21 protein-coding genes and 4 tRNA genes are annotated in these 21674 nt (G+C 42.0%); 16 read left to right on the plus strand and 9 right to left on the minus strand.

All coding sequences use genetic code 11. The annotated features are described in order from the left end of the window. Position 1 precedes the first annotated feature (1 nt). The 9 genes from trpE to htpG all read left to right on the plus strand — a co-directional run bounded on the left by trpE (position 2) and on the right by htpG (position 5611). A complete protein-coding gene (gene trpE / locus GVX98_RS01225; RefSeq protein WP_159127044.1) occupies positions 2-1495 on the plus strand; it encodes an anthranilate synthase component I in 1494 nt (497 codons plus the stop codon). Between the two features lie 98 nt (positions 1496-1593). After that, positions 1594-1669: transfer RNA gene (locus GVX98_RS01230), tRNA-Thr, on the plus strand. Positions 1670-1723: 54 nt separating this feature from the next. Continuing rightward, a tRNA-Tyr gene (locus tag GVX98_RS01235) sits at positions 1724-1807 on the plus strand. Between the two features lie 41 nt (positions 1808-1848). Next, positions 1849-1924 (plus strand) — tRNA-Gly (locus GVX98_RS01240). Between the two features lie 17 nt (positions 1925-1941). Then, positions 1942-2016, plus strand: a tRNA-Thr gene (locus GVX98_RS01245). Positions 2017-2162: 146 nt separating this feature from the next. Continuing rightward, a partial coding sequence (locus GVX98_RS01250; protein ID WP_228278950.1) for a GTP-binding protein occupies positions 2163-2388 on the plus strand: 226 nt, incomplete at its 3' end. A 97-nt stretch (positions 2389-2485) separates the two neighbouring features. Further along, entirely contained in the window at positions 2486-3088 is a 603-nt protein-coding gene (locus GVX98_RS01255; RefSeq protein ID WP_004978667.1) for an OmpW family protein, read from the plus strand. Between the two features lie 160 nt (positions 3089-3248). Further along, positions 3249-3593, plus strand: a complete 345-nt coding sequence (locus tag GVX98_RS01260; protein ID WP_159127045.1) for a lysozyme inhibitor LprI family protein — start codon at positions 3249-3251, stop codon at positions 3591-3593. Positions 3594-3691: 98 nt separating this feature from the next. Beyond that, positions 3692-5611 carry a molecular chaperone HtpG gene (htpG, locus tag GVX98_RS01265; RefSeq protein WP_159127046.1) on the plus strand — a complete coding sequence of 640 codons (1920 nt, stop codon included), beginning with the start codon at positions 3692-3694 and terminating at the stop codon, positions 5609-5611. A gap of 180 nt (positions 5612-5791) precedes the next feature. On the opposite strand, the gene GVX98_RS01270 is transcribed toward htpG, so the two are convergent. The 4 genes from GVX98_RS01270 to GVX98_RS16730 all read right to left on the minus strand — a co-directional run bounded on the left by GVX98_RS01270 (position 5792) and on the right by GVX98_RS16730 (position 9711). Then, entirely contained in the window at positions 5792-6943 is a 1152-nt protein-coding gene (locus GVX98_RS01270; RefSeq protein ID WP_159127047.1) for a hypothetical protein, read from the minus strand. A 77-nt stretch (positions 6944-7020) separates the two neighbouring features. Beyond that, the gene (locus GVX98_RS16725) at positions 7021-9084 is read right to left on the minus strand and encodes a hypothetical protein (RefSeq protein ID WP_171503299.1); all 2064 of its coding nucleotides are present in this window, start codon (positions 9082-9084) and stop codon (positions 7021-7023) included. 10 nt (positions 9085-9094) lie between these two features. Further along, positions 9095-9274 (minus strand): hypothetical protein, encoded by a 180-nt coding sequence (locus GVX98_RS01285; RefSeq protein ID WP_171503300.1) that lies wholly within the window; start codon positions 9272-9274, stop codon positions 9095-9097. Between the two features lie 275 nt (positions 9275-9549). Next, on the minus strand, positions 9550-9711 hold the full coding sequence (locus GVX98_RS16730) for a hypothetical protein (RefSeq protein ID WP_004692748.1): 162 nt from the start codon (positions 9709-9711) through the stop codon (positions 9550-9552). A gap of 459 nt (positions 9712-10170) precedes the next feature. Here GVX98_RS16730 and GVX98_RS01290 point away from each other — a divergent pair, with 459 nt between their 5' ends. After that, a complete protein-coding gene (locus GVX98_RS01290) occupies positions 10171-10371 on the plus strand; it encodes a dodecin family protein (RefSeq protein ID WP_004978694.1) in 201 nt (66 codons plus the stop codon). A gap of 96 nt (positions 10372-10467) precedes the next feature. Here GVX98_RS01290 and GVX98_RS01295 read toward each other — a convergent pair whose 3' ends face one another. After that, positions 10468-11157, minus strand: a complete 690-nt coding sequence (locus GVX98_RS01295) for a DsbA family protein (RefSeq protein WP_062035216.1) — start codon at positions 11155-11157, stop codon at positions 10468-10470. Between the two features lie 236 nt (positions 11158-11393). Between GVX98_RS01295 and GVX98_RS01300 the strand changes: the two genes are divergently transcribed. From GVX98_RS01300 to GVX98_RS01310, 3 genes are all read left to right on the plus strand, one after another. Beyond that, a complete protein-coding gene (locus GVX98_RS01300; protein WP_159127051.1) occupies positions 11394-11909 on the plus strand; it encodes a hypothetical protein in 516 nt (171 codons plus the stop codon). 147 nt (positions 11910-12056) lie between these two features. Next, positions 12057-12806, plus strand: a complete 750-nt coding sequence (locus GVX98_RS01305; RefSeq protein WP_159127052.1) for a hypothetical protein — start codon at positions 12057-12059, stop codon at positions 12804-12806. 112 nt (positions 12807-12918) lie between these two features. Beyond that, entirely contained in the window at positions 12919-13191 is a 273-nt protein-coding gene (locus tag GVX98_RS01310; RefSeq protein WP_005400961.1) for a hypothetical protein, read from the plus strand. A 57-nt stretch (positions 13192-13248) separates the two neighbouring features. Here the strand turns inward: GVX98_RS01310 and GVX98_RS01315 are convergent, their stop codons facing one another. After that, positions 13249-13947, minus strand: a complete 699-nt coding sequence (locus tag GVX98_RS01315; protein ID WP_159127053.1) for a hypothetical protein — start codon at positions 13945-13947, stop codon at positions 13249-13251. 280 nt (positions 13948-14227) lie between these two features. Between GVX98_RS01315 and tehB the strand changes: the two genes are divergently transcribed. Then, the gene (gene tehB / locus GVX98_RS01320) at positions 14228-15100 is read left to right on the plus strand and encodes an SAM-dependent methyltransferase TehB (protein ID WP_159127054.1); all 873 of its coding nucleotides are present in this window, start codon (positions 14228-14230) and stop codon (positions 15098-15100) included. A 128-nt stretch (positions 15101-15228) separates the two neighbouring features. Here the strand turns inward: tehB and GVX98_RS01325 are convergent, their stop codons facing one another. The 3 genes from GVX98_RS01325 to fadB form a co-directional block, all read right to left on the minus strand. Further along, a complete protein-coding gene (locus GVX98_RS01325) occupies positions 15229-16080 on the minus strand; it encodes a hypothetical protein (RefSeq protein ID WP_159127055.1) in 852 nt (283 codons plus the stop codon). A gap of 170 nt (positions 16081-16250) precedes the next feature. Then, the gene (gene fadA / locus GVX98_RS01330) at positions 16251-17423 is read right to left on the minus strand and encodes an acetyl-CoA C-acyltransferase FadA (protein ID WP_004692736.1); all 1173 of its coding nucleotides are present in this window, start codon (positions 17421-17423) and stop codon (positions 16251-16253) included. Between the two features lie 12 nt (positions 17424-17435). Continuing rightward, positions 17436-19589, minus strand: coding sequence for a fatty acid oxidation complex subunit alpha FadB (fadB, locus tag GVX98_RS01335; protein WP_159127056.1), 2154 nt, complete (start codon positions 19587-19589; stop codon positions 17436-17438). 479 nt (positions 19590-20068) lie between these two features. Here fadB and lpxO point away from each other — a divergent pair, with 479 nt between their 5' ends. Continuing rightward, entirely contained in the window at positions 20069-20983 is a 915-nt protein-coding gene (gene lpxO / locus GVX98_RS01340) for a lipid A hydroxylase LpxO (protein WP_159127057.1), read from the plus strand. Positions 20984-21200: 217 nt separating this feature from the next. Further along, positions 21201-21608 carry a PH domain-containing protein gene (locus GVX98_RS01345; RefSeq protein WP_159127058.1) on the plus strand — a complete coding sequence of 136 codons (408 nt, stop codon included), beginning with the start codon at positions 21201-21203 and terminating at the stop codon, positions 21606-21608. Positions 21609-21674 lie beyond the last annotated feature (66 nt).

A 21674-nucleotide genomic window follows, 5' to 3' on the forward strand; every position in this document is an offset into this window, starting at 1 on the left:
CATGATAACGCAAACACAATTCGATCAACTCAAAACAGCGGGTTATAACCTGATTCCAGTCTATCGTCAGCGCTTAGCCGATACTGAGACACCATTGTCGGTCTTTGCGCGCCTAAAAGAGCATAAACAGGCCTATTTGTTTGAATCTGTGGAAGGTGGGGAGAACTGGGCACGCTATTCTATTATTGGTTTAGGTGAATCTACCGTGTTCTCATGCAACGCGGGTGAGCTGACCATTCAACAAGCCGACGGCACTATAGAAAAGCAACCCTGTACAGATCCGTTTCAATTCATCCGGGATTTTCAGTCGCAGTATAAAGTACCTACTCAAGCTGATTTACCTGCTCTGCCAAGCTTTACGGGTGGCTTGGTGGGCTACTTTGGTTATGATGCCGTACGTTATATTGAGCCGCGTTTAAATAACGCGCCAGAAGCAGACCCAGTGGGTTTGCCTGATATTTGGATGATGCTGTCTAAAACAGTGATTGTGTTTGATAACTTAAAAGATACTTTATTCTTGATTGTGCATGCCGATGTGGTTGATGTGGACGCGTATAGCCAAGCTCAGCAGCAACTGGATGCATTGGAAGATTTACTCGCAACGCCCATTAGTCTAAAAGCCACGCCGCATACCGCGCCACATTTTGAGTCACTCACGGGCAAAGCCAAATTCTTAGAATCGATTGCAACGGTAAAAGAATACATCCGTGCGGGCGATGTGATGCAGGTGGTGCCAGGGCACCGTATGGTCTCTGACTTCGATGGTGAACCTTTACAAGTCTATCGTGCGCTACGTCATTTGAACCCATCGCCTTATTTGTTCTTGGTACAGGGGCAAACTTTGGAAAATAATCAGCCTTTTCATATTGTCGGTTCTTCCCCTGAAATTTTATCTCGCCTTGAAAATGGGATTGTAACCGTGCGTCCGCTGGCAGGTACGCGACCGCGTGGTAAAACCAAAGAAGAAGATTTGGCGCTTGAACAAGACTTGCTGTCGGATGAAAAAGAGATTGCTGAACATTTAATGCTGATTGACTTGGGTCGAAATGATGTCGGTCGCGTCTCGAAAATTGGCAAAGTGCAAGTGACTGATCAAATGGTGATCGAACGTTATTCGCATGTCATGCATATTGTTTCCAATGTGCAAGGCGAAGTTCGTGATGATGTAGATGCTTTGGATGTTTTTAAAGCAACTTTCCCAGCAGGTACACTTTCAGGTGCACCAAAAATTCGTGCGATGGAAATTATTGACCAAGTAGAACCCGTAAAACGTGGAATTTTTGGTGGTGCTGTTGGTTATTTAGGCTGGCATGGCGAAATGGACATGTCGATTGCGATTCGTACCTGCGTTATTCGTGAAAATAAGGTCTATGTTCAGGCAGGAGCGGGGCTTGTTTACGACTCAAATCCTGAATCTGAGTGGAATGAAACCCAAATAAAAGCTCGCGCAGTGATCAAAGCGGTTGAATTATCGTCAAACGGATTGATTTTGTGAGTTTTTGACGTTTTTTTTGAAAAAAACACTTGCAAGGATTTTGAGTTTTGCTAAACTGCACACCGTTCCGATACGAAACGTACGAAACACTAAGAAACGCCGGCATAGCTCAGTTGGTAGAGCAACTGACTTGTAATCAGTAGGTCCACAGTTCGAATCCGTGTGCCGGCACCATCTTAGGGAGTTGAGTGAGTTAAGTAAAGAGCGACACTGAAGTAAGTGTAAAATGGTGAGGTTCCCGAGCGGTCAAAGGGGGCGGACTGTAACTCCGCTACGAAAGTTTCGAAGGTTCGAATCCTTCCCTCACCACCAATTTTAAGACTTCAAGAAAGTGGTCTTTGTACCAACATCGTGCGGGAGTAGCTCAGTTGGTAGAGCGGTAGCCTTCCAAGCTACATGTCGCGAGTTCGACCCTCGTCTCCCGCTCCATTTGAAGTTTTATATTTGCTCTTATAGCTCAGTGGTAGAGCACTCCCTTGGTAAGGGAGAGGTCTCGAGTTCAAATCTCGATAAGAGCTCCAGATTACAGTTTAGTAGAATTTCTACAAATTTTTAAAGAAGCAGGCTTATTAGTCTGCTTTTCAAGTATTTGGTGTTTGATTTTTTAGGCGATGTGTCGATACTGAGTTGTTTATACCTGTGTTCGACGTAAACGAGGAAGATGAACATGGCTAAGGCTAAGTTTGAACGTAATAAGCCACACGTTAACGTGGGCACAATCGGTCACGTTGACCATGGTAAAACAACTTTAACAGCTGCAATTGCAACTGTATGTGCGAAGAAATTCGGTGGCGAAGCGAAAGACTACGCTGCAATTGACTCTGCACCAGAAGAAAAAGCACGTGGTATTACAATTAATACTTCACACGTAGAATATGATTCTCCAACTCGTCNCATTATTATTATAATTGCATATTAATTACACTCTTGTTTATGATGAGTTAATGTTAATTTTTATATTAATTATTTTACAAACAGAGGTTGTTTGAAATGTTGAAGCAAATTGCTCTAATTACATTAATGGGTCTTTCTGCATCTGCTGCAATGGCAGGTCAATGGCAAGTCAAAGTCGGTGGATCTGCAATTGCGCCAACGCAGGACACGAAAATTGCGAATGGTACATTAACGGTTGAAGCAGATAGCGAACTCGCGTTTACGCCATCGGTTGAATATTTCTTTAATGACAATATTTCTGCAGAGCTGCTATTGGCGACACCAATTAGCCATGACGTGACAGTAAATGGTAGCAATGCTGTAAAACTGAAGCATTTGCCGCCAACAGTGACTGCAAAATATAACTTTAAAAATTCAACAGGTTTCACGCCTTATATTGGTGTCGGTGCAACAGCATTTATTGCTTGGGATGAAGAAACTTCAGGTGTACTCTCAGGAACTAAAGTTAAAGTCAAAGATGACTACGGCTATGCTGCTCAACTTGGTTTTAATTACCAACCTGCTGATGCAAAAAACTGGGGTGTGTTTGTTGATGTTCGTTATGCGGACTTAAACCCAAAAGTTGAAACTGTGGTTGAAAACTTCAAATTAGATATCGATCCAGTGATTTATACCCTCGGTTATAGCTACAAATTTTAATAATCAAAAGTAGCTTTTTAAGAACCTCATCGATGATGGGGTTTTTTTATGCAAAGACTAAAGTTGAATAGTGGTCAACGTTGAAATAAATCACGATGATTCAGTATTAAAAGAAAATCATCTATAGAATGGATAGAAACAGAATAAGAGAGTTATAAAAATGAAATCTATGCTCGGGATCGGTTTAGTCTGTGGTTTGGCGTGTAGCATGCATGCTCAAGCGGCAAGTTTTAATTGTGATAAAGCAAAAACGACGACAGAACATGCGATTTGTGAATATCGCCAAATCAATGACGCCGATGTGAAAATGGCCACCACTTATACCATTTTAAAACGTCTTGTTCCGATGGGGACACGTGGCATGATTCAGGATGAGCAAGTGAAGTGGTTGAGTCTCCGTGACCGTTGTGGTGCTTCACAAAGTTGCCTCATGGATGTGTATAAAATGCGCCAGCAGCAGTTAGAGCTGAATTTAGGTCGTATTTACCGTCAAGGTCCATTTTAAAAAAAGTAAAAAAACTTGTGATTGCTATTGAAAAACGTATCGCTCACTCCAATTCATTAAGCATTCTCTATAAGACTTAATACATTAAGGAGCGATTGATGAGCGAGCAAAACGCACATAAACATAGTTTCCAAGCTGAAGTGGCTCAGCTATTACATTTAGTGACGCACTCACTGTATTCAAATCCTGACATTTTCCTACGTGAATTGATCTCAAATGCGTCCGATGCCTGCGATAAATTGCGTTTTGAAGGCATTAATCATCCTGAATATTATGAAAATGACCCAGACCTACATGTGCGCGTCAGCTTTGATGAAGCCAATCAAACACTGACCATTTCAGATAATGGGATTGGTTTAACTGAACAAGAAGCGATTGACCACTTAGGTACGATTGCTAAGTCTGGAACCAAGGACTTTATGTCTAAGCTCACAGGTGACCAAAAATCAGATGCACAACTGATTGGTCAGTTTGGTGTAGGTTTCTACTCAGGCTTTATTGTGGCTGACAAAATTACCGTAGAATCACGCCGTGCAGGTGTGCATGCTGATCAGGCGGTACGTTGGGTCAGTGCGGGCACGGGTGAGTTCGAAGTCGAGCAGATCCACAAAGACAGCCGCGGTACCGATATTATTTTACATTTGCGTGAAGATGCGTTGGACTATTTACAGCCTCATAAAGTGAAGCAAATTATCAATAAATACTCGGATCACATTAGCCTGCCGATTGAGATGCAAAAAGAGGTTTGGCAGCAAGAAGAAGCGGTTGAAGGTGAAGAGCCAAAACCGGGTCAGTATGTGAAAACGGGTGAGTGGGAAGCGATTAATTCAGCCAGCGCTCTGTGGACACGTAATAAAAATGAAGTGACCGAAGAGCAGTACGTCGAGTTCTATAAGAATCTCAGCCATGATTTTGAAGCCCCACTGGCATGGGCGCATAACCGTGTTGAAGGCAGTACCGAATATACGCAGTTGTTGTATGTACCGAGTAAAGCTGCTGCGAATATCTTTACCCGTGAAGCCAAAGCAGGAATTAAGCTCTATGTAAAACGGGTCTTCATTATGGATGACGCGGATAACTTGATTCCAAACTATTTACGCTTTGTTCAAGGGGTGGTCGATAGTGCCGATTTACCATTAAACGTCAGTCGTGAGCTGTTACAAGAAAGCCGCGATGTGAAAACCATTCGTGAAGGGAATGCACGCCGTGTATTGACCATGTTGGATGGTTTAGCCAAATCGGAAGATGAAAAAGATCAAGAGAAGTTCAAAACCTTCTACCGTGAATTTGGTTCAGTGTTGAAAGAAGGTTTGGGCGAAGACTTGGGTAACCGTGAGCGTATTTTAAAACTTTTACGCTTCTCAACTTCAAACAATGATGCGGTGAGCACTTCTTTGCAGGACTATAAAGCGCGTATGCCTGAGGGGCAAAAAGCGATTTACTATGTGACTGCAGACAGTCTCAATGCTGCGAAGAACTCGCCACAACTTGAGCTGTTTAAGAAAAAAGGCATTGAAGTCTTACTCATGGCAGACCGTGTCGATGAATGGGCAATGGAATTTGTGCATGAGTTTGATGGCACACCAATGCAGAACGTGGCGAAAGGTGCAGTCGACTTAGGTGATTTACAAGATGCCGAAGAGAAGAAAGCACTTGAGGCAGCCGCAGAGCAGTTTAAACCTGTGGTTGAAAAATTGTCTGATTCATTGAAAGCCAAGACCAAAGAAGTACGTGTGACCACACGTTTGGTCGATTCACCTGCATGCTTGGTGACAGGTGAGGGAGAACTTTCTCCACAACTGATTCGTATGCTGCAACAAGCGGGTCAGGCCGTACCTGAAAGCAAGCCAATTTTGGAAATTAACCCAGAGCATCCATTGGTAAGAAAATTAGAAAATTCGGCACAGTTTGATGACTTGGCCAATGTAATTTTTGACCAAGCGGTGATTGCTGAAGGTGGCTTACCTGATGATCCTGCCGAATATATCAAACGGATTAACAGCTTATTGCTTCAATAAGCTATTAAATGTTTAAAAAAAGCCTATCGCTAAGATAGGCTTTTTTATGTCAACCCATTGGGTCAAGCGCCTTAATATCTGTTAAATGCATCGATTAAATTGGCGGAAAAGAAGCTGATGTGGATATCCGTGGATAAGTGAGAACTTATCCACAGTTTAGGCTAAAGCTTCACCACGGCCTTAAAATAAAGCTTCAAAACGCACCAAAGCACTGACGTAATGGCTGCGGTCTTCACGGTGATCGTTAAAATAATTTAAATCGCCTTGGATATAAAACCACTCGCGTAAGAAGGGTTGACGCCACGAGACAAAAGGCCCCCAACGGTTCAAGCGCAGGTCGTCGTTGTTGTAGAAACCGCCAGTGTAAATGCCGTAGTTAAAACGATTGCCATGAAAGAATTGGTGTTGTCTAAAGCTATAGTTATCCCAGAGCAGATCATCATCTTGTTCGTCGGCATAGGTCAGACTGAACTGATTGGATAAAAAGGGTTGATTGGGTCGCGCATGGGTCAGCTCTAGGTTGGTACGTAAATAATTTTCACTGTCGATACCATAACGGTAAATCTGTTCAGCATACGCACGAAAATCATTGTCGAGTTTCCATTCTCTCGATAACTCGATACGCGCATAGATATCATCCCCTGAACGTACACCCAAGTCGAAATCGGTTTCAAAAGGCAGACGATCTGACAGTTGCGACCATCTTAAAGCCAGTGAGCTATTGGCATCACGGGTTTGGCGGCGGTCAAATGTTTTATCGTTATTCGCACTGGGTGGATTTTCATTGGTAATTGCAACATTGTTTTGTAGTTCATTATCTAATGAGTCATCCCCAAATACGACACTGAGTTTATGTTCTAAAGTTGGAAGTTTGACTCGACCCCGAATACGCGGTTTTACATCATATTCATCATGTTTATTCCAGCGGTTATCGACCAAGACCCGTAAGGTGGCTGTAGCCGGTTTTTTAGGATCAGTTTCACCAAACCAATTGTCCATTTTGGCGGCTGTTCGGTCTGCCCAGTTTCGAACTTCTTTTTGCTGGCGGTCGACCCATGTGCGTTCTTCAGTGAGATCAGTCGTGGGCACAATCAGCTCGTCCGATTCTTCAGGTAGAACGGTTGGAAGTGAGTCGATCCACTGTGGAATTTGGTATAAAAGTCCACTACCTTTGGGGGGCGATGCGATTTTGTCAATTTCAGCCACGTCGTGAGGCGGCACAAAATGTTGTGTGCTGTTGGTATTGCTTTCCGCCCAAGCCACGTTGACGTATGTACCTAAACTTAGGCAGAAAAATAAAGAGATGGATCCCACATGTTGAGTTCTTAGCATGCTTTCGTACTTTATTGTTCTTCGATGTTTTAGTGTTGTAAATTTCACATAAGAACACAAGTAGAAAATACAAAACTCTACAACTCGATGCTCAGTTGTTTTTGAATAGAATCAAATAATTGAAACACGGTGATAGGTTTAGGCAAAGTGGAAATCGTATTTTGAATCAGTTGCCAACTGACGCCGTGTTGTCGGTCTAAGACCAAGCATGGATAGGCGATCTCGGTACGTGAGAGTTCAACCCGCTTTTGACCATGAATCACTCGAATTTTTTGTCGTTCTTTTAACACTAAAATGGGCGTATTTACGTCCGCGGGGCTTTCTTCAAACTGGATGAATTTACGGCTATTGAGTAGATCGGCCAGAATAAATGGATGGTAGTCTTCAATATGCCATACCAGTTTGGCCTGTTGGGTATACAGCTGAAAAATTGAAAATACATCATGCATGTGACCCTGTAGCTGGTCCCATTCAATTTCGCGAATGGCTGCGACTTGATGCTGACAACTCTGGGCAAATTGTTGACTTAGGCGAATGGCTTCCGTGGGACTATCAGCACCGAATAGAGCCAGATATCTAATAAACCTTCCGTGCTGATTAGTCTGTTCTGCCAAATAGATGGGATAGTCCAAGCAGTGATCGAGTTGGTCGCTGTGGATCAGAAACTCGATATTTTGACTGATCTCGGTGTGCCCTGAAATGTCGAGGCCATACAGCGTAGGGTCTAAATTTGGTTGATGCAGCGTGTGCAATTGCGCTTGATATTGCCCCAGATGAATCTGGGTGGGCAGTATGGGTTGCGGCGCAGCAAGTGCCATTGTTTCTGTGTTGTCTGTATGGCTACTCTGCATAGCAGGGCATGGTGCTGTCGCTTTGCTTTCAAGTGGATTTTGCTGATGAGATACAAATGAAATGTCTGTGTCTTGTGGTTCAGCTAAGATCGATCGCCTTTGGATAAAGTCCTGAATGGCAAGCGTTGAAATAGATGCACTTGGTTTAAGGTCAAATCGAATGGGTGCAACAGCATCGATTATAGACTCTTTCTGAGGTTGAGATGGCTCATCACTTAAAAGAGGCAGATGACTGAGAAGTGAATGATTTTCTGCTAATACTTCAGGTTGAGGCTCTAAATCTGTTTGTACGATATCGAACTGATTTTCAGGTTCCTTATCTTGTTTGATACTTAGTTCAATAGCATTAATAGAGATCACTTCTTCTACAGTGCTTTGTTTAAAAGAGCTGAGTTCCGTTTCTTCAATTTGAGTTGCATTTGGGCTGCTGTCAAATGTAGGTTGTATTTCAGTTTCGACTTGAAGCTCTGCTTCAGACTCAGATAAAACCAGACCAGAATCTGGGCTGACTTCGGTGAGCAATGACTCAGAATCTTGGGGCTGTTTAGCCAATGTATCATCACCTGTAGCAATGCTTAAAAGCTCAATACCCGTGAAAACAAAAGCATTGGTAACTACATTGTCCTGTGCATGCCCTATGTCAGTTTTTTTATGGAATGTGGTTGTAACGGGCAGGATAAACTGGTCTCGTGCAACTTCTGCAACTTCTGCAACTTCTGCAACTTCTGCAACTTCTGCAACTTCTGCAACTTCTGCAACTTCTGCAACTTCTGCAACTTCTGCAACTTCTGCAACTTTTGCAACTTCTTCGGATATTTCTGGTGTCGTAATAAAAGGTATGTTCTCGGGCTGTTGAGCGCTTTGTACATGGCTCAAAAACCATTGGTAAGCGTGTTCAAACTTTATGTGCCATGGGCTGCTATACAGTTTAGGTGGGGTGCTTTGAAAAGCAATTTGCCAACCTAAACCTGATTTATATAAAACACCCCATGCGAAAGCCGTCTGCTGTTTTAAGGCATCGGTTAAAGCAGACTCATATTGAAACAGTCCAATGTAGGCATGCTGGTAGGGACTTTGTTGTATCCAGCGTTCAGCTACAGCTTGAGGCTGAGTCAGCACCTTATAGGCTTCGAGTTGTTTTTGAAAAATGGGTTCATCACAGAGTGCAAAGATTTCACGGATGCGTTTTTTCGAGCGCGCAATTTCAAAAAAAGACAGAGGTTGATGCTCCAAACCATCAATCAATTGATGCAGTTCTTTGATCAGCAGTGCTTTTTCGATTGCTTTCATGCGCTGAACTCTAAAGTTGTTTTTGTGCTTGTTCCAAGTAGTTTGCCAAAACCATATTGATGGCCAGTTCAAGTAATTTATATTCGGCTGAAGTCGGCTGCGTATACTGCTGTGCAAACGCAATCAATTGATCAAGGTCAATGGCTTGGGGCGTAATACGGCCTTGGATGAGGGCTTGTAAATTTTGCATAGGCATGTGCTATTGAGTGCATTTAATTTATCGGTTTTGGAATTGGGTCTTCTTGTTTGATCATAATTAGAAAAGAATAAATAGGCAAAAATTATTCTGCATGTGATACGAGAAAAGGGTAGTGAAAAATGTAGATAATTTCGATTTCAGCACAGATTGGATTAAATATTTTTGTCCTAGAGGGTTCATAGCTGAAATTTTTTGTCAGTTCTTTGCAATTTTGGGCAAAAAAATAGGCAATCAACATTGCCTATTTTTGACCAAGTCAGCGCAAATTACGCTTCTTGATGTGGTGCAGCCGCAGGAGCATCAGCCGTTGCCGTTTGAGTGTCTGCTGGTTTTTTTACAGGAAAATCTGGAACAAAAACAACTTGTGCAGAAACAGTTGCAGAAAGAGCCATTACAGCGACAGCCAAAGCATATTTAACAGCGTTCATGATATTTCCTCTAAAAAGGAGGTCTCACTAAGGAGACTGGGAGTTTTAAAAAGATAAATTTCGCATGAATAATATCAAAAAATGATCGATTTAAGCACTGGTTTAGGCCATTAAAAGATGAATGGTTGGTTCATTTATTGTTAAAAAACAATAAATTAGAATAAATGCTCTAGTTTGGTGTAGAGTTTTTACTCCAGTGCTAAGCTGTTTAAATTTAAAGTGAAAATTTAGATTTTCAAGTTTGAAATGAAGCTTGAAAGTAGGACTTTTTTGTCTGAAATGAGACCTGAAAAAGGACGTAGAGTTACATGATTAGTTGTTTAAATATTCACCACTCTGAAGTCTTTTGATTGTGCACACTGTGTAAGTTTTTGCTGTGGAATGTTTAAGTCATCTATTTTTGATTAAAAATTCACCTAAGATGAACAGGCAAAAACAACAATAGCTGAGGACAAACAGATGGCCATTGCAAAAGTGGTAGAAGTCAATTCAAGCAGTGCTAAAAGTTTTGAAGATGCGATTCAGACAGGGATCGCAAAAGTCACCGAGACGGTGAAGAATGTTCAAGGTGCTTGGATCAATGAACAAAAAGTGGTGATTAAGGACAACCAAATTGTAGAATATCGGGTCAATCTTAAAATTAGTTTCTTGGTCGATTAAACACAAGTCCATTTTTTTAACTTATAAAAAATCCCCGAAGGTCGGGGATTTTCTTATCTATGGATAGGGCTCAGTTAAGCTCTGAATCGAGTATCCTTATGATTGTTTGGGTGTTTCACAAGACTCATCTGAACACTGTGCCGCATTATTTTCTTCTGCTGGCATTTGTGCTTTTTCAAGGACTTGTAAAAAGACTTCACGTGGTTGTGCACCCGCTAAAGCCACACGCTGATCGAAAACAAAGAAAGGTACACCCGTTACTTTCAGTTGTTCACGGGCCACTTCTTGGTCAAACTTCACGAAATCTGCGTATTCGTCAGAATCCAGCACATCATCTACTTCAACTGGGTTTAAGCCAATACGAGAGGCCACATCTTCAATGGTTTCACGTTCACCAATCGGTAAGCCTTGCGTCATATAACTAAAGAAAAAGGCTTCTTCAGCTTCATTGCCTAAACCATGGCTTTGAGCAAGGTGAATTATACGGTGTGCATTGAAACTGTTGCCTGAGTTGGCATTTTCCCAGTTAAATTCAATGCCTTCTTCCGCAGCCATTTTGGCAATATTACGTTGCATCTCTTCAACTTCAGCGACTGTGCGACCATATTTTAGTGCGAGACGTTCTGAGTTCGAAATTTCTTGGCGTACTGGTGCATCTGGATCCAGTTCAAAACTGTGCCAGTGCACTTCCAATTCAACACCAGCTTGTTCAGCCGCCGCTTCTAAACGTTTTTTGCCAATATAACAAAAAGGACAAACAACATCTGACCAAATATCTACACGCATGGGATTTCTCAAAAATAGTAAAAAGAGCAATTAAGGAAATGATGGGGATGAGTTATAAAATTTAAAGCAGGGCCATTAAAAAAAGCGGTTTCACTATGGATTCAATCAGTTGAACCCTTTGGGTTTGACCGTTTATCTGACAACTACGCAGCATAAAGATCGAAAAATATACAATAGAGTGAAGGCGCTCAGTTTGAGCATGCCTTTTTACATCTCTTATCGTTTGGGATTGTTTTATGAAATTTTTAAATTCTCTTCCCGTTTTTTGTTACGCTCTTCTTTTTATGCCGACTTTGCTGCAAGCCAATGGTGAGATCGTGAGTCTACCGACTTTTAAAACCATGGCGGAATCAGAGCTACGTGCTGAAACGGGTGTGATTCCTTATCAACAGGATGAAAATATTCGTAAAGCCTTGCAGCACCGTATAGTTCAGTTGCAGGATGATGCACAATCTTTTGTGGTCGATCCGACCATCACTCAAAACATCGATATTTTGCCCCTTGCGGTCACCGCAGATCTAAATTCTGTGCCTCCTTTGTTACGTGAACATGTCTTAAACATCGCCGCTGGTTTGCAGTCGTCTAATCCAACTGAAGGTTTGTATATTATGTTACAGCCGTTTGGCATTGACCGTAATGCGACCAATGTACAAATTGCCCGTGAACAAATTTCGATTGGGCAGATTGATCGGAATTTTATGCAAGGGATTCAACAGAATAGTCAGCAGCCGAGAACAGCTCCAGCAAAGTAACACGTCCTTATTCGTTTATCGCCCGTACATTCCTCATCCACTTGGGGAAGGTACGGGCTTAGCGTCCTCAAATATCGATAACATGTTGAAATATTGATCATGTGCCTTTATTTGCTATGATGAAAAGAAATGAAGAGGAAGCTGAACATGCGACGTATCGTGTTGATTTTAGTTCTTGCGACCAGTGCCGTTTTTGGTTGGATGTTTTATCAGTATTCTCAACAACAAAAAGAGCAGCAGCAGCTACAAAGCTATGAAACGGTGCTGTATGAAAAGACCGAACAAATTTACAAACAAGCTCAAGATTGGACCACACCAATTCAAGTCGATGTAAAAGACCCACGTCTGACAGGTGACTATCAAATTATGGCGGAGTTTGTGCTCAGTCATATGCTGCAAAATGCCGAAGCGCGCAATCAATATCTGCGAGATTTAAAAGCCTTAAATTGGGATCAATTTTTAAATATTGACCGATTAAGCAAAGACAAAAAGAACAATTATGCTGAAACGGAGCAAATGCTGAAAGACGTACATACTGTTGTCGATAGCTATGCACAGCAGGTTGAACAACGTCAAAAAGAGGCCATTGCTCAGGCCAAAGATTTAGCAATATCTTCGCGGTTCCGCCATCAACTGACCGACAGCATGAAAGCCAGTGAAAAAAGCCATGAAGCCACCCGCCTGTTTAGTCTTGAACAGCAGAATTTAGCCAAAGCGGATCAAATTTTCTTGGTGCTGAAAAATAACCAATGGGAAAAGAAAAATAACACCTTTATGTTTTATGAAGATGCACCACTACAGCAGTTTAATGCGCTGTACAAAGAGATTTTGGCACTGAATAGCCAAATGCAGCAGGTCGAAAAACAGACCCAAAAAGAGGTGGAACAGAAGTTATAACACCGTGCAAAGATGACAGTCGTGTAAGCGGACTGTCATCTCTTGTTCAAAATTGGCTGCTAGAGTAAAAGCATCACAACGATGACGACTTTTCAGTGCAGGCAGGTGAGTCATGAGAACCATACACGTTTTTGATGATATTCAGCATGTGTATAGTGAGTTTGTAGAAAATAAAAACTATCCAAAATTAGAACGTTTAAGCAACTGGGGGAAGAATCGTTTTTTCTTCAACCAATATTTCAAAATGATCGAAGACTGGCACCACACCGAACAAATCGTGATTCAGTTCAACCAACAGTACTTCAGTTTAGATACAGGCAGTGCGCCTGACTTTATGGACAAAGAAAAGTATATGGCTTGGTTGATGGGTGAACTCTTAATTTAAATCTTTCACAAAACAGCACAGCGCCTGATTCGTTCTAGGCGCTGTGCTTGTATTGAATTAATCAAAAATTTTATCGGCTGCTTGGAAGGGCAGGCTGACCACATCAATTGCGACGGCAAAAGGCAGTAACACTAATTTTTCAAAAGGATTCATGCCCGACTTCGATTTATAACTTTCCTCTTGATGGGTATAAATGCTCACCTGATAAGGCTTACTCAAGGCTTTTAAGGAGGCTAAATTGTTCGCCGCAGGGTAAACCACACCTGCCAGTTTGATCTCGAAACAGAAACGCTGTGCAAACATGCGTTCATCACTGGAACTTGAACATTCCTTCGCGCCATTTTGAATAAAAAATTCCAGATCTTTCTTACTGATGTCCTCTTTGAGTTTCACATAAGACAGTGGTAGAGTCCCTGTGAAATGACCATCATTCTTTTCTGAATAGAAACTCAGTTCTCGGGTGACTTGAATATTTTTCGGGTCCAGTTTTCCAATCAAGCTGACAAATTGAGGCCCACCTTGGGTAAGGACATAACTTTTTTGTTGGCCTGCAATCACTAAACTATGCGCAGGTAAATTCGGCAGAGGCTGAGCGGGTTTGCCAAAAGCCACCACTTGGTCTTCGATTAAGGTCACTTTGTTGGTACGGGTATAGGTTTTATTGTCTTTGGTCATCAGGGTTTTGGTGGTACAGCCTGTGAAAAATGTTGCCATGACGCCTAAGCAAATGATGGTTTTTAAAGGTGATGAAAACATCGATAGACTCCGAATCATTTGAAATATAGTTAAGCTGAATTTTTATTGTCTTTAAGCCTATCATTAAAATGTTCAAAAAGGCGCCAAAGCTCAAAAGTTTAAAGTCATGAAAGTTCGATGAGTTGCTCAATGCCGTGGCAACAGATTTTATTTCTTATCCATCTACTGTTTCTAGTCACTGAATGAATGTTCATTTGAGTAGGAACTGGATATGATCATACAAGCTTCGATAAAAACTATGGACTAGCGAATACGTCATAACAAGGGTGGGAATTGGCTGATGCAAGACTTGATTTGTTATAAAGAACTGCCTGTGTGGACTGCGCAGACCATTCCGCAAGGGTTTAAAAATCAACACAATACCAAAGCAGGCACGTGGGCCAAGCTAAAGATTTATCAAGGTGAGCTGAGCTTTGCTTTTTTAGATGAGGCTGGTCAAGTGCAATCTGAACATCTATTTACAGCTGAGCAACAGCCACCGTTTATTCAGCCTCAAGCATGGCACAAAATTGTTTCGACCAGCGACGACATAGAGTGTCAACTACAGTTTTACTGTACCCCGCAGGATTATTTTTATAAGAAATATCAGCTTTCACCTACGCACTCAGAAATTTTGGCGGCTACGCCATATTTACACGGTGGTCGGGCTTTGGATGTCGGCTGTGGACAAGGGAGAAATTCGCTGTACTTAAGCCAGCAGGGCTTTGAGGTGGATGCTTGGGATGTTAATCCGCAAAGTTTGCAAAAATTACAGCAAATTATAGATGCCGAAGGCATTCAAAATATTCACGTACAACAGCGGGATTTAAATGCTGACCCAAGCATTACCGGCACATACGACTTTATTTGCTGTACGGTAGTGATGATGTTTTTAGAAGCGCCAACTGTGAAACCATTGATTGCGCAGATGCAACAAGCCACAAATGTAAATGGATTTAACTTGATTGTCTGTGCGATGGATACCGATGATATTCCTGCGCAGCCTGACTTTCCATTTGCGTTTAAAGCAGGAGAGCTAAGTGCGCTATACGAGGGTTGGAAGATTGTGAAATACAATGAAAATGTTGGGGAGCTGCATCGGGTCGATGAGCAGGGCAATCGGATTAAGCAGCATTTTGCGACGTTGTTGGCACAAAATTTAGAGCTAAGTTGAGTTGATGGGAAATAGAAGTGTTGAGGTAAATTAAAAAGCGAGTAAGTAGAATAGAAGGTTTATATATTCTATTACTCGCCATACTTCATCTAACTGAAAGTTTTATACTGCTTTGGATGATATTGCGATTAATTTGTCGTAGTTTCAAATAACGGATTTAAAATTGCATCAGCTTGAACAGTATGGTTTTTAGCAGAGAAAATTCTGCCCTTAAGCATGTCATATTTATTCCACACAAATGCTTGTTTATCTAAGTCTAAAAGACGGACAGAATAGTGCTGACCTTCTTTGGGTAAATATGCTGTTACTAATCCTGCACCTGCGCCCATTGTTGCAAGTGTAACACCCACACTTAACGCGCCGTAGGCAAATTTAGAGCCAACAGAAGCATCTAATCCATCTAGTGATACCACAAAAATATAGTCAGATTGTGACCAGTCTTTTAATGTATTAATCGTCGCATCATCTAGTTTAGGGCTTGCTAGATTGTTTTTTGTATTTTGAGTATTTGCTAAGTTCACTTGATCTGACTTAGTAATGAATTGATTTAATGCTAAAACGGCTGCATGTTGTTCTGTAGTCATATTGCTATTCCTCTGATTTAGAAGAGGGTATGTACTGATTGCTGCTCGCTTTATGTTTGGGGCTGTTTGAAATTCATATTTTTTAAGTTGTTCTTCTGACATTGCCCCGCAAATGAATGGAGCTGCAGTTTCACTTACTTTTACGCCGTGGTGGTTTAACTGCTGTGTAAATGTTTGAATAAATTTTTCACTTGTAAGCTGCGATGGTTCGTTTAGCACTAAATCTTTACCTAATTCATTGGTCAGCAAGCAGGAGTTAACTAAAATCGCAACGGGCTTTACCTGAATTTTAGATTGTGTTTGGTTTAATTGTTGACGTGCTTCAGGCGAAATTTTTGTAGTCGCACAACCAGTAAATGCCAAGCTAGCAATAAGGGGTAATACAATTTTTTTCATAAGTGCTCTTATTTGATTTTGATAAATTTGCTTGAGCATTATGCATAAATAATATTAAAAATTAATAAATTTTTTATTTAAATGAATACATTTCAGTATGTTGATTTTAAGAATTGATAAAAAACCCCGCAATAAGCGGGGTTCTTTTTATCTCAGTATTTAACTAAATATTAAACACGTTCGATGATTGTCGCGATACCTTGACCCAAACCGATACACATAGTCGCAAGACCGATTTGCGTATCTTGTTGTTCCATCACGTTCAACAATGTCGTTGTAATACGCGAACCAGAACAGCCCAATGGGTGACCCAGTGCAATCGCACCACCATTTAAGTTAATGATGTCTTGCTTCTCATACACACCTAAGCCTTTCATGACTGATAAGCCTTGAGCAGCAAACGCTTCGTTTAACTCGATGGTTTGGATATCTGCCATGCTTAAGCCAGCACGTTTAAGCGCTTTCTGAGTTGCAGGTACAGGACCATAACCCATGATCGCAGCGTCACAGCCTGCAACCGCCATAGAGCGAATCACAGCACGTGGCTTAAGACCTAAAGCTTGAGCACGTTCAGCAGACATCAGTAGCATTGCAGAAGCACCATCAGACAAAGCTGAAGACGTTGCTGCTGTTACTGTACCGCCTTTCGGGTCAAATACAGGACGTAAACCTTTGAATGCTTCAAGGTTTGCATCTGGACGAATCACTTCGTCGATGTCGCAAAGGATTTTGAAGCCATTGGCATCATGACCTTCAACACCTACGATTTCATTTTTGAAACGACCTTCTTGCGTTGCAGCCCAAGCGCGGCGGTGAGACTCAACACCGAACGCATCTTGTTCTTCACGGGTAATGCCGTTCATACGACCTAACATTTCAGCAGTTAAGCCCATCATGTTAGACGCTTTTGCATAGTGCTTAGATGCTTCTGGGTTGAGGTCGATGCCGTGCATCATGCCTACGTGGCCCATGTGCTCTACACCACCGATGATGAAGATATCACCTTGGTTGGTTGCAATCTGTGCAGCAGCGGTGTGCAGCGCTTGCATAGATGAACCACAAAGACGGTTAACTGTTTGACCTGCCACAGTTTTTGGAAGGTCAGCCAATAAACCAATGTTACGGCCAATGTTCATCCCTTGTTCTAGAGTCTGGTTTACACAGCCCCAGATCAGGTCTTCAACTTCATTCGTATCAAACTGGTTACGAGCAACTAAAGCACGAACCAATTCAGCCGATAAGCTGTCAGCACGTACATTGCGGAACATACCGTTTTTGGTTTTACCCATTGCTGAACGTACGCCATCAACGATGACAACGTCACGTGGATTTAAAGTAGCCATTCACGTTGCTCCTTAACCGTAGAATTTTTTGTTGTTAGCAGCCATGTCACGCAACATCTGTGGCGCTTCATAAGCCTTACCTAAGTGTGCGTATTTGTCGCAAAGTGCAACATATTCAGCAACACCTGTTTGGTCGATGTAACGGCATGGACCACCACGGAATGGAGGAAAACCTACACCCATAATCATAGCCATGTCTGCTTCAGAAGCAGTCGCGACGATGTTGTCTTCTAGGCAACGAACAGTTTCGTTACAGAAAGCAAGCATCATACGGTCAATGATTTCTTGAGCATCAAACTCGCGTTTTTCCGCAGTTGCCACAGTAGCAACAAGCTCATACGCAGCTGGATCAACCACTTTGGCTTTTTTGCCTTTACGGTCAAGTTCATATTTGTAGAAACCAACGTCGTTCTTTTGACCCAAACGTTTGTTTTCGTACATGATTTCGATTGAACCTTTGAAGTCTGGCTTCATACGGTCAGGGAAACCTTCAGCCATGACTTCTGCACCGTGAACGCCCGTGTCGATACCAACAACGTCGATTAGGTAAGCAGGACCCATAGGCCAGCCGAATTTTTCCATGACTTTGTCGACTTGTTGGAAGTCAGCACCGTCTTTCAATAGCAGGTCAAATGCACCGAAGTAAGGGAACAATACGCGGTTGACAAGGAAACCTGGGCAGTCGTTTACAACGATTGGTGTTTTACCCATTTTCTGAGCAAGAACCACAGTGGTCGCAATCGCTTCAGCCGAAGTCTTCTCACCACGGATCACTTCTACCAATGGCATCATGTGTACTGGGTTAAAGAAGTGCATACCGACAAAGTTTTCAGGACGTTGTAGGTTTTCAGCCAAACGTGTGATTGAAATTGTTGAAGTATTTGAAGCAATGATCGTGTTGTCACGAACATTCTTCTCAGTTTCAGCAAGTACAATGCCTTTTACTTTTGGATTTTCAGTTACTGCTTCAATCACGATGTCCACTTCTTTAAACTCGTCATAGCTTAAAGTTGGACGAATGCGCGCAAGAGTTTCACCCATTTGAGCAGGTTTCATTTTCTTACGTTCAACTTGTTTGGTCAGTAAGCCATTGGCTTCTTTCATACCCAAAGCAAGTTGCGGGTTACCAATGTCTTTCATGATGATTGGTGTGCCTTTGCTTGCCGCTTGGTAAGCAATACCACCACCCATAATACCCGCGCCCAATACAGCCGCTTGGTTTACAGGGTGCGCACCTTTTTCATATTTCTTCGAGGTTTTCTTCACCACTTGGTCATTGATGAATAGACCAATTAACGCATTTGCTTGTGGTGTAATCGCTGCTTTTGCAAAACCAGCCGCTTCAGCTTGAAGTGCTTCATTACGTGGAAGGCTTGCACCTGCTTGTAATGAGTCAAGAAGAAGTTTAGGCGCAGGGTATTGAGCAGGATTTGCTTTTGCAAGAACTGCACCTTTTGCCGAGTTGAACGCCATCATTTGTTCGATTGGGTTCAATTTAACTGGGTCAAGTTTTTCTTGGCGTTTTGCTTTCCAGTCTACACGGCCAGCAAGGGCTTGTTTAACCAAGTCAATCGCAGCGTCTTGTAGTTTGTCCGCAGAAACAACTGCATCAACCGCACCGTCTTTCAGTGCAGCAGCTGGTTTTTTAGGATTAGCCATCGCCATCCATTCAACTGCATTGTCGATACCAATTAGACGGCTTAAACGAACCGTACCACCGAAACCAGGGAAGATGCCCAGTTTGATTTCAGGAAGACCGACTTGAGCCACGTCTGACATCACACGATAGTCACACACGAGACACATTTCAAAGCCACCGCCCAATGCCATACCATTGATCGCTGCAACTTTAGGAATCTCTAAATCTTCAAACGCGTTGAAGATGTCGTGAACAGGCAATGCCCAATCCACAATCGCTTGTTCGCCTTGAGCGAAGTTTGCACCAAATTCAGTAATATCTGCGCCAACGATAAATGTAGATTTAGCCGAAGTAACGATTAAGCCTTTGATGTCACCGTTTGCTTTAACAGCGTCAATTGCAGCTTTGAAATCTTCAATCGTTGCACGGTTAAATTTGTTGACCGACTCACCTTGTAAGTCAAAGCGGAATTCTGCAATTCCGTCCGAAAGCATTTGGACGGTAATGGCATTGCCAGCGTGGATCATGCCTGATCTCCTTTATTTTGGAGGACTTCTAAGTTGATGTTGTGAAGCGAGTACGTCATTCCTACGTACATCTATGCTCCGCCAATCTTACGATAACTATATCGAAAAAGAACATAACAAGTTGTATCAAGCCGTGACGCAAGGGTCATCTATTTTTATTCAATTATTTCGTGTGCTTGCGTGATGTATTTTTAAATGATGTGGTCTAAATAGAGTGAAGTTTTTGTTTCATTTAAGATTTTTTATGGATGAGTGCTCAAAAAATGATTAGACAGCGTCCTTATATTTCAAGTCAATCTTTGAGCCGATTTTGGCAATTTAGTCAATGCTACACTTGCAGGTAAACCCAAACAGAATGAAAACTTGTGATGAAAAGCTGGAAATAGGACGTACTTTGCAGCCTATGTTACAATTCGCAGTCTAGACCGAATACCGGTCTTTTTCTTTTATTTCGTTTTCTTTAGTTTCCAGGTCTTCATATGATTAAGTGGATCATTCTGGCGATTTTTATTCTTTCTGCACTTTATATTCAGCAACGTGGGAAGGTTCGTCACTCGTTTTATCGTCAATTTTTCGATCACTCAACGATTCTTGCGCCGATAAACTACCTCATGTACATGTTTTCAAAGGTGCCGAATCAGCCGTATATCGACACCCAGCATTTTCAAGACTTAAGGGTGTTGGATGAAAACTGGGAAATGATTCGTGATGAAGCAAAAGCTTTATATGAAAAAGGCGGAATTAAAGCATCGAGCAGTTATGATGACTTAGGGTTTAATTCCTTTTTCAAAACAGGCTGGAAGCGTTTTTATCTGAAATGGTATGACTCTGCGCATCCGTCAGCTGCTGAACTTTGTCCAAAAACGACGGCGTTGCTGAAAACCTTGCCGACCATTAAAGCCGCGATGTTTACTGAACTGGCACCAGACAGCCGTTTGGTTCGTCACCGTGACCCTTATGCGGGTTCATTGCGTTATCACTTGGGGCTGATCACACCGAATGATGACCGCTGCTTTATTGATGTGGATGGTGAGCGCTATTCATGGCGTGATGGTGAAAGTGTGGTCTTTGATGAAACTTATATTCACTATGCAGAAAATAAGACCGACCAAAACCGCATTATTTTCTTTGCCGATGTCGAGCGTCCGTTAAAGACACGCTTTATGGAACGTTTCAATCACTGGTTTGGTAAAAAAATTATGACCGCTGCCAGCTCTCCAAATGAAGCAGGGGATCAAACGGGTGGGCTGAATAAAGTCTTTGGTTATGTCTATCAAGTGCGGATCAAAGCCAAAGCTTTGAAGAAAACCAACCGTCAACTGTACTACTTCTTAAAGTGGTTCTTGATGCTTGGAATTTTCTTTTTGATCTTTGTTCGACCTTATGTGTTTTAAAGCACATTAAACGCCCTGAGGGGCGTTTTTTATTTGGGCAGAAAAGGGGAAGCCTATCTGCCCTTTTGATTTTTCTATTTATTTCAAGGCTTACAGTGGATTCGAACCACGCATGGCTTTATGCTTTATCCAGTTAAAACTAAAAACAACATGAGTGCGTATCTGTGTCATTTTTAAGATCGCAACTTATAATTTAGATAAAGCATGAGGTTTCAAGGTGCAAAAGTTTCGTTCGAAGATGGACTGGTGGTTTTTGGGGTTTATTATTGCGATGTCAGGCCTGTTGGCCCAATTGATTTTAACCACCTATGGCAAAGGCATTTTGATGCAAAATCTTTTGTTCGTTGTGGTCTATGCTTTGACTATTGTTTTGCTGTGGTGGCCGCTGTGGAGTACCCGCTATGTGGTCGATCAGGAGCAACTGACAATTCGCAGTCTCTGTTTTAAATGGATCATTCCCTTAAGCGCGATACAGTCGGTTTCTGAAACAGATAATTCCATCAGTTCACCTGCTTTGTCTTTGGATCGTCTAAAGATTGAATACTTGAAACAGAGCCAAACCAAAACCATTTTGGTGTCACCGAAAGACAAAGTAGCGTTTAAAGCTGCGTTAAAATTGTCATAAATACAGTCTTAGGCAAGTTGTATGCTTTACGGGCCTAAGCGAGTGAAAGCCTTGCTCAAATATGCC

Source organism: Acinetobacter sp. 8I-beige, assembly GCF_902505955.1.
In the GTDB taxonomy this organism is placed as follows: Bacteria; Pseudomonadota; Gammaproteobacteria; order Pseudomonadales; family Moraxellaceae; genus Acinetobacter; species Acinetobacter johnsonii.

Coding starts and splice junctions, on each gene's coding strand:
- GVX98_RS01310 (WP_005400961.1), top strand. CDS start 12,919: ATGAGAACCATACACGTTTTTGATGATATTCAGCATGTGTATAGTGAG.
- GVX98_RS01290 (WP_004978694.1), top strand. CDS start 10,171: ATGGCCATTGCAAAAGTGGTAGAAGTCAATTCAAGCAGTGCTAAAAGT.
- GVX98_RS01305 (WP_159127052.1), top strand. CDS start 12,057: ATGCGACGTATCGTGTTGATTTTAGTTCTTGCGACCAGTGCCGTTTTT.
- GVX98_RS01300 (WP_159127051.1), top strand. CDS start 11,394: ATGAAATTTTTAAATTCTCTTCCCGTTTTTTGTTACGCTCTTCTTTTT.
- htpG (WP_159127046.1), top strand. CDS start 3,692: ATGAGCGAGCAAAACGCACATAAACATAGTTTCCAAGCTGAAGTGGCT.
- GVX98_RS16730 (WP_004692748.1), bottom strand. CDS start 9,711: ATGAACGCTGTTAAATATGCTTTGGCTGTCGCTGTAATGGCTCTTTCT.
- GVX98_RS01255 (WP_004978667.1), top strand. CDS start 2,486: ATGTTGAAGCAAATTGCTCTAATTACATTAATGGGTCTTTCTGCATCT.
- GVX98_RS01260 (WP_159127045.1), top strand. CDS start 3,249: ATGAAATCTATGCTCGGGATCGGTTTAGTCTGTGGTTTGGCGTGTAGC.
- GVX98_RS16725 (WP_171503299.1), bottom strand. CDS start 9,084: ATGAAAGCAATCGAAAAAGCACTGCTGATCAAAGAACTGCATCAATTG.
- GVX98_RS01285 (WP_171503300.1), bottom strand. CDS start 9,274: ATGCAAAATTTACAAGCCCTCATCCAAGGCCGTATTACGCCCCAAGCC.
- fadA (WP_004692736.1), bottom strand. CDS start 17,423: ATGGCTACTTTAAATCCACGTGACGTTGTCATCGTTGATGGCGTACGT.
- fadB (WP_159127056.1), bottom strand. CDS start 19,589: ATGATCCACGCTGGCAATGCCATTACCGTCCAAATGCTTTCGGACGGA.
- trpE (WP_159127044.1), top strand. CDS start 2: ATGATAACGCAAACACAATTCGATCAACTCAAAACAGCGGGTTATAAC.
- GVX98_RS01325 (WP_159127055.1), bottom strand. CDS start 16,080: ATGAAAAAAATTGTATTACCCCTTATTGCTAGCTTGGCATTTACTGGT.
- tehB (WP_159127054.1), top strand. CDS start 14,228: ATGCAAGACTTGATTTGTTATAAAGAACTGCCTGTGTGGACTGCGCAG.
- GVX98_RS01270 (WP_159127047.1), bottom strand. CDS start 6,943: ATGCTAAGAACTCAACATGTGGGATCCATCTCTTTATTTTTCTGCCTA.
- lpxO (WP_159127057.1), top strand. CDS start 20,069: ATGATTAAGTGGATCATTCTGGCGATTTTTATTCTTTCTGCACTTTAT.
- GVX98_RS01295 (WP_062035216.1), bottom strand. CDS start 11,157: ATGCGTGTAGATATTTGGTCAGATGTTGTTTGTCCTTTTTGTTATATT.
- GVX98_RS01315 (WP_159127053.1), bottom strand. CDS start 13,947: ATGTTTTCATCACCTTTAAAAACCATCATTTGCTTAGGCGTCATGGCA.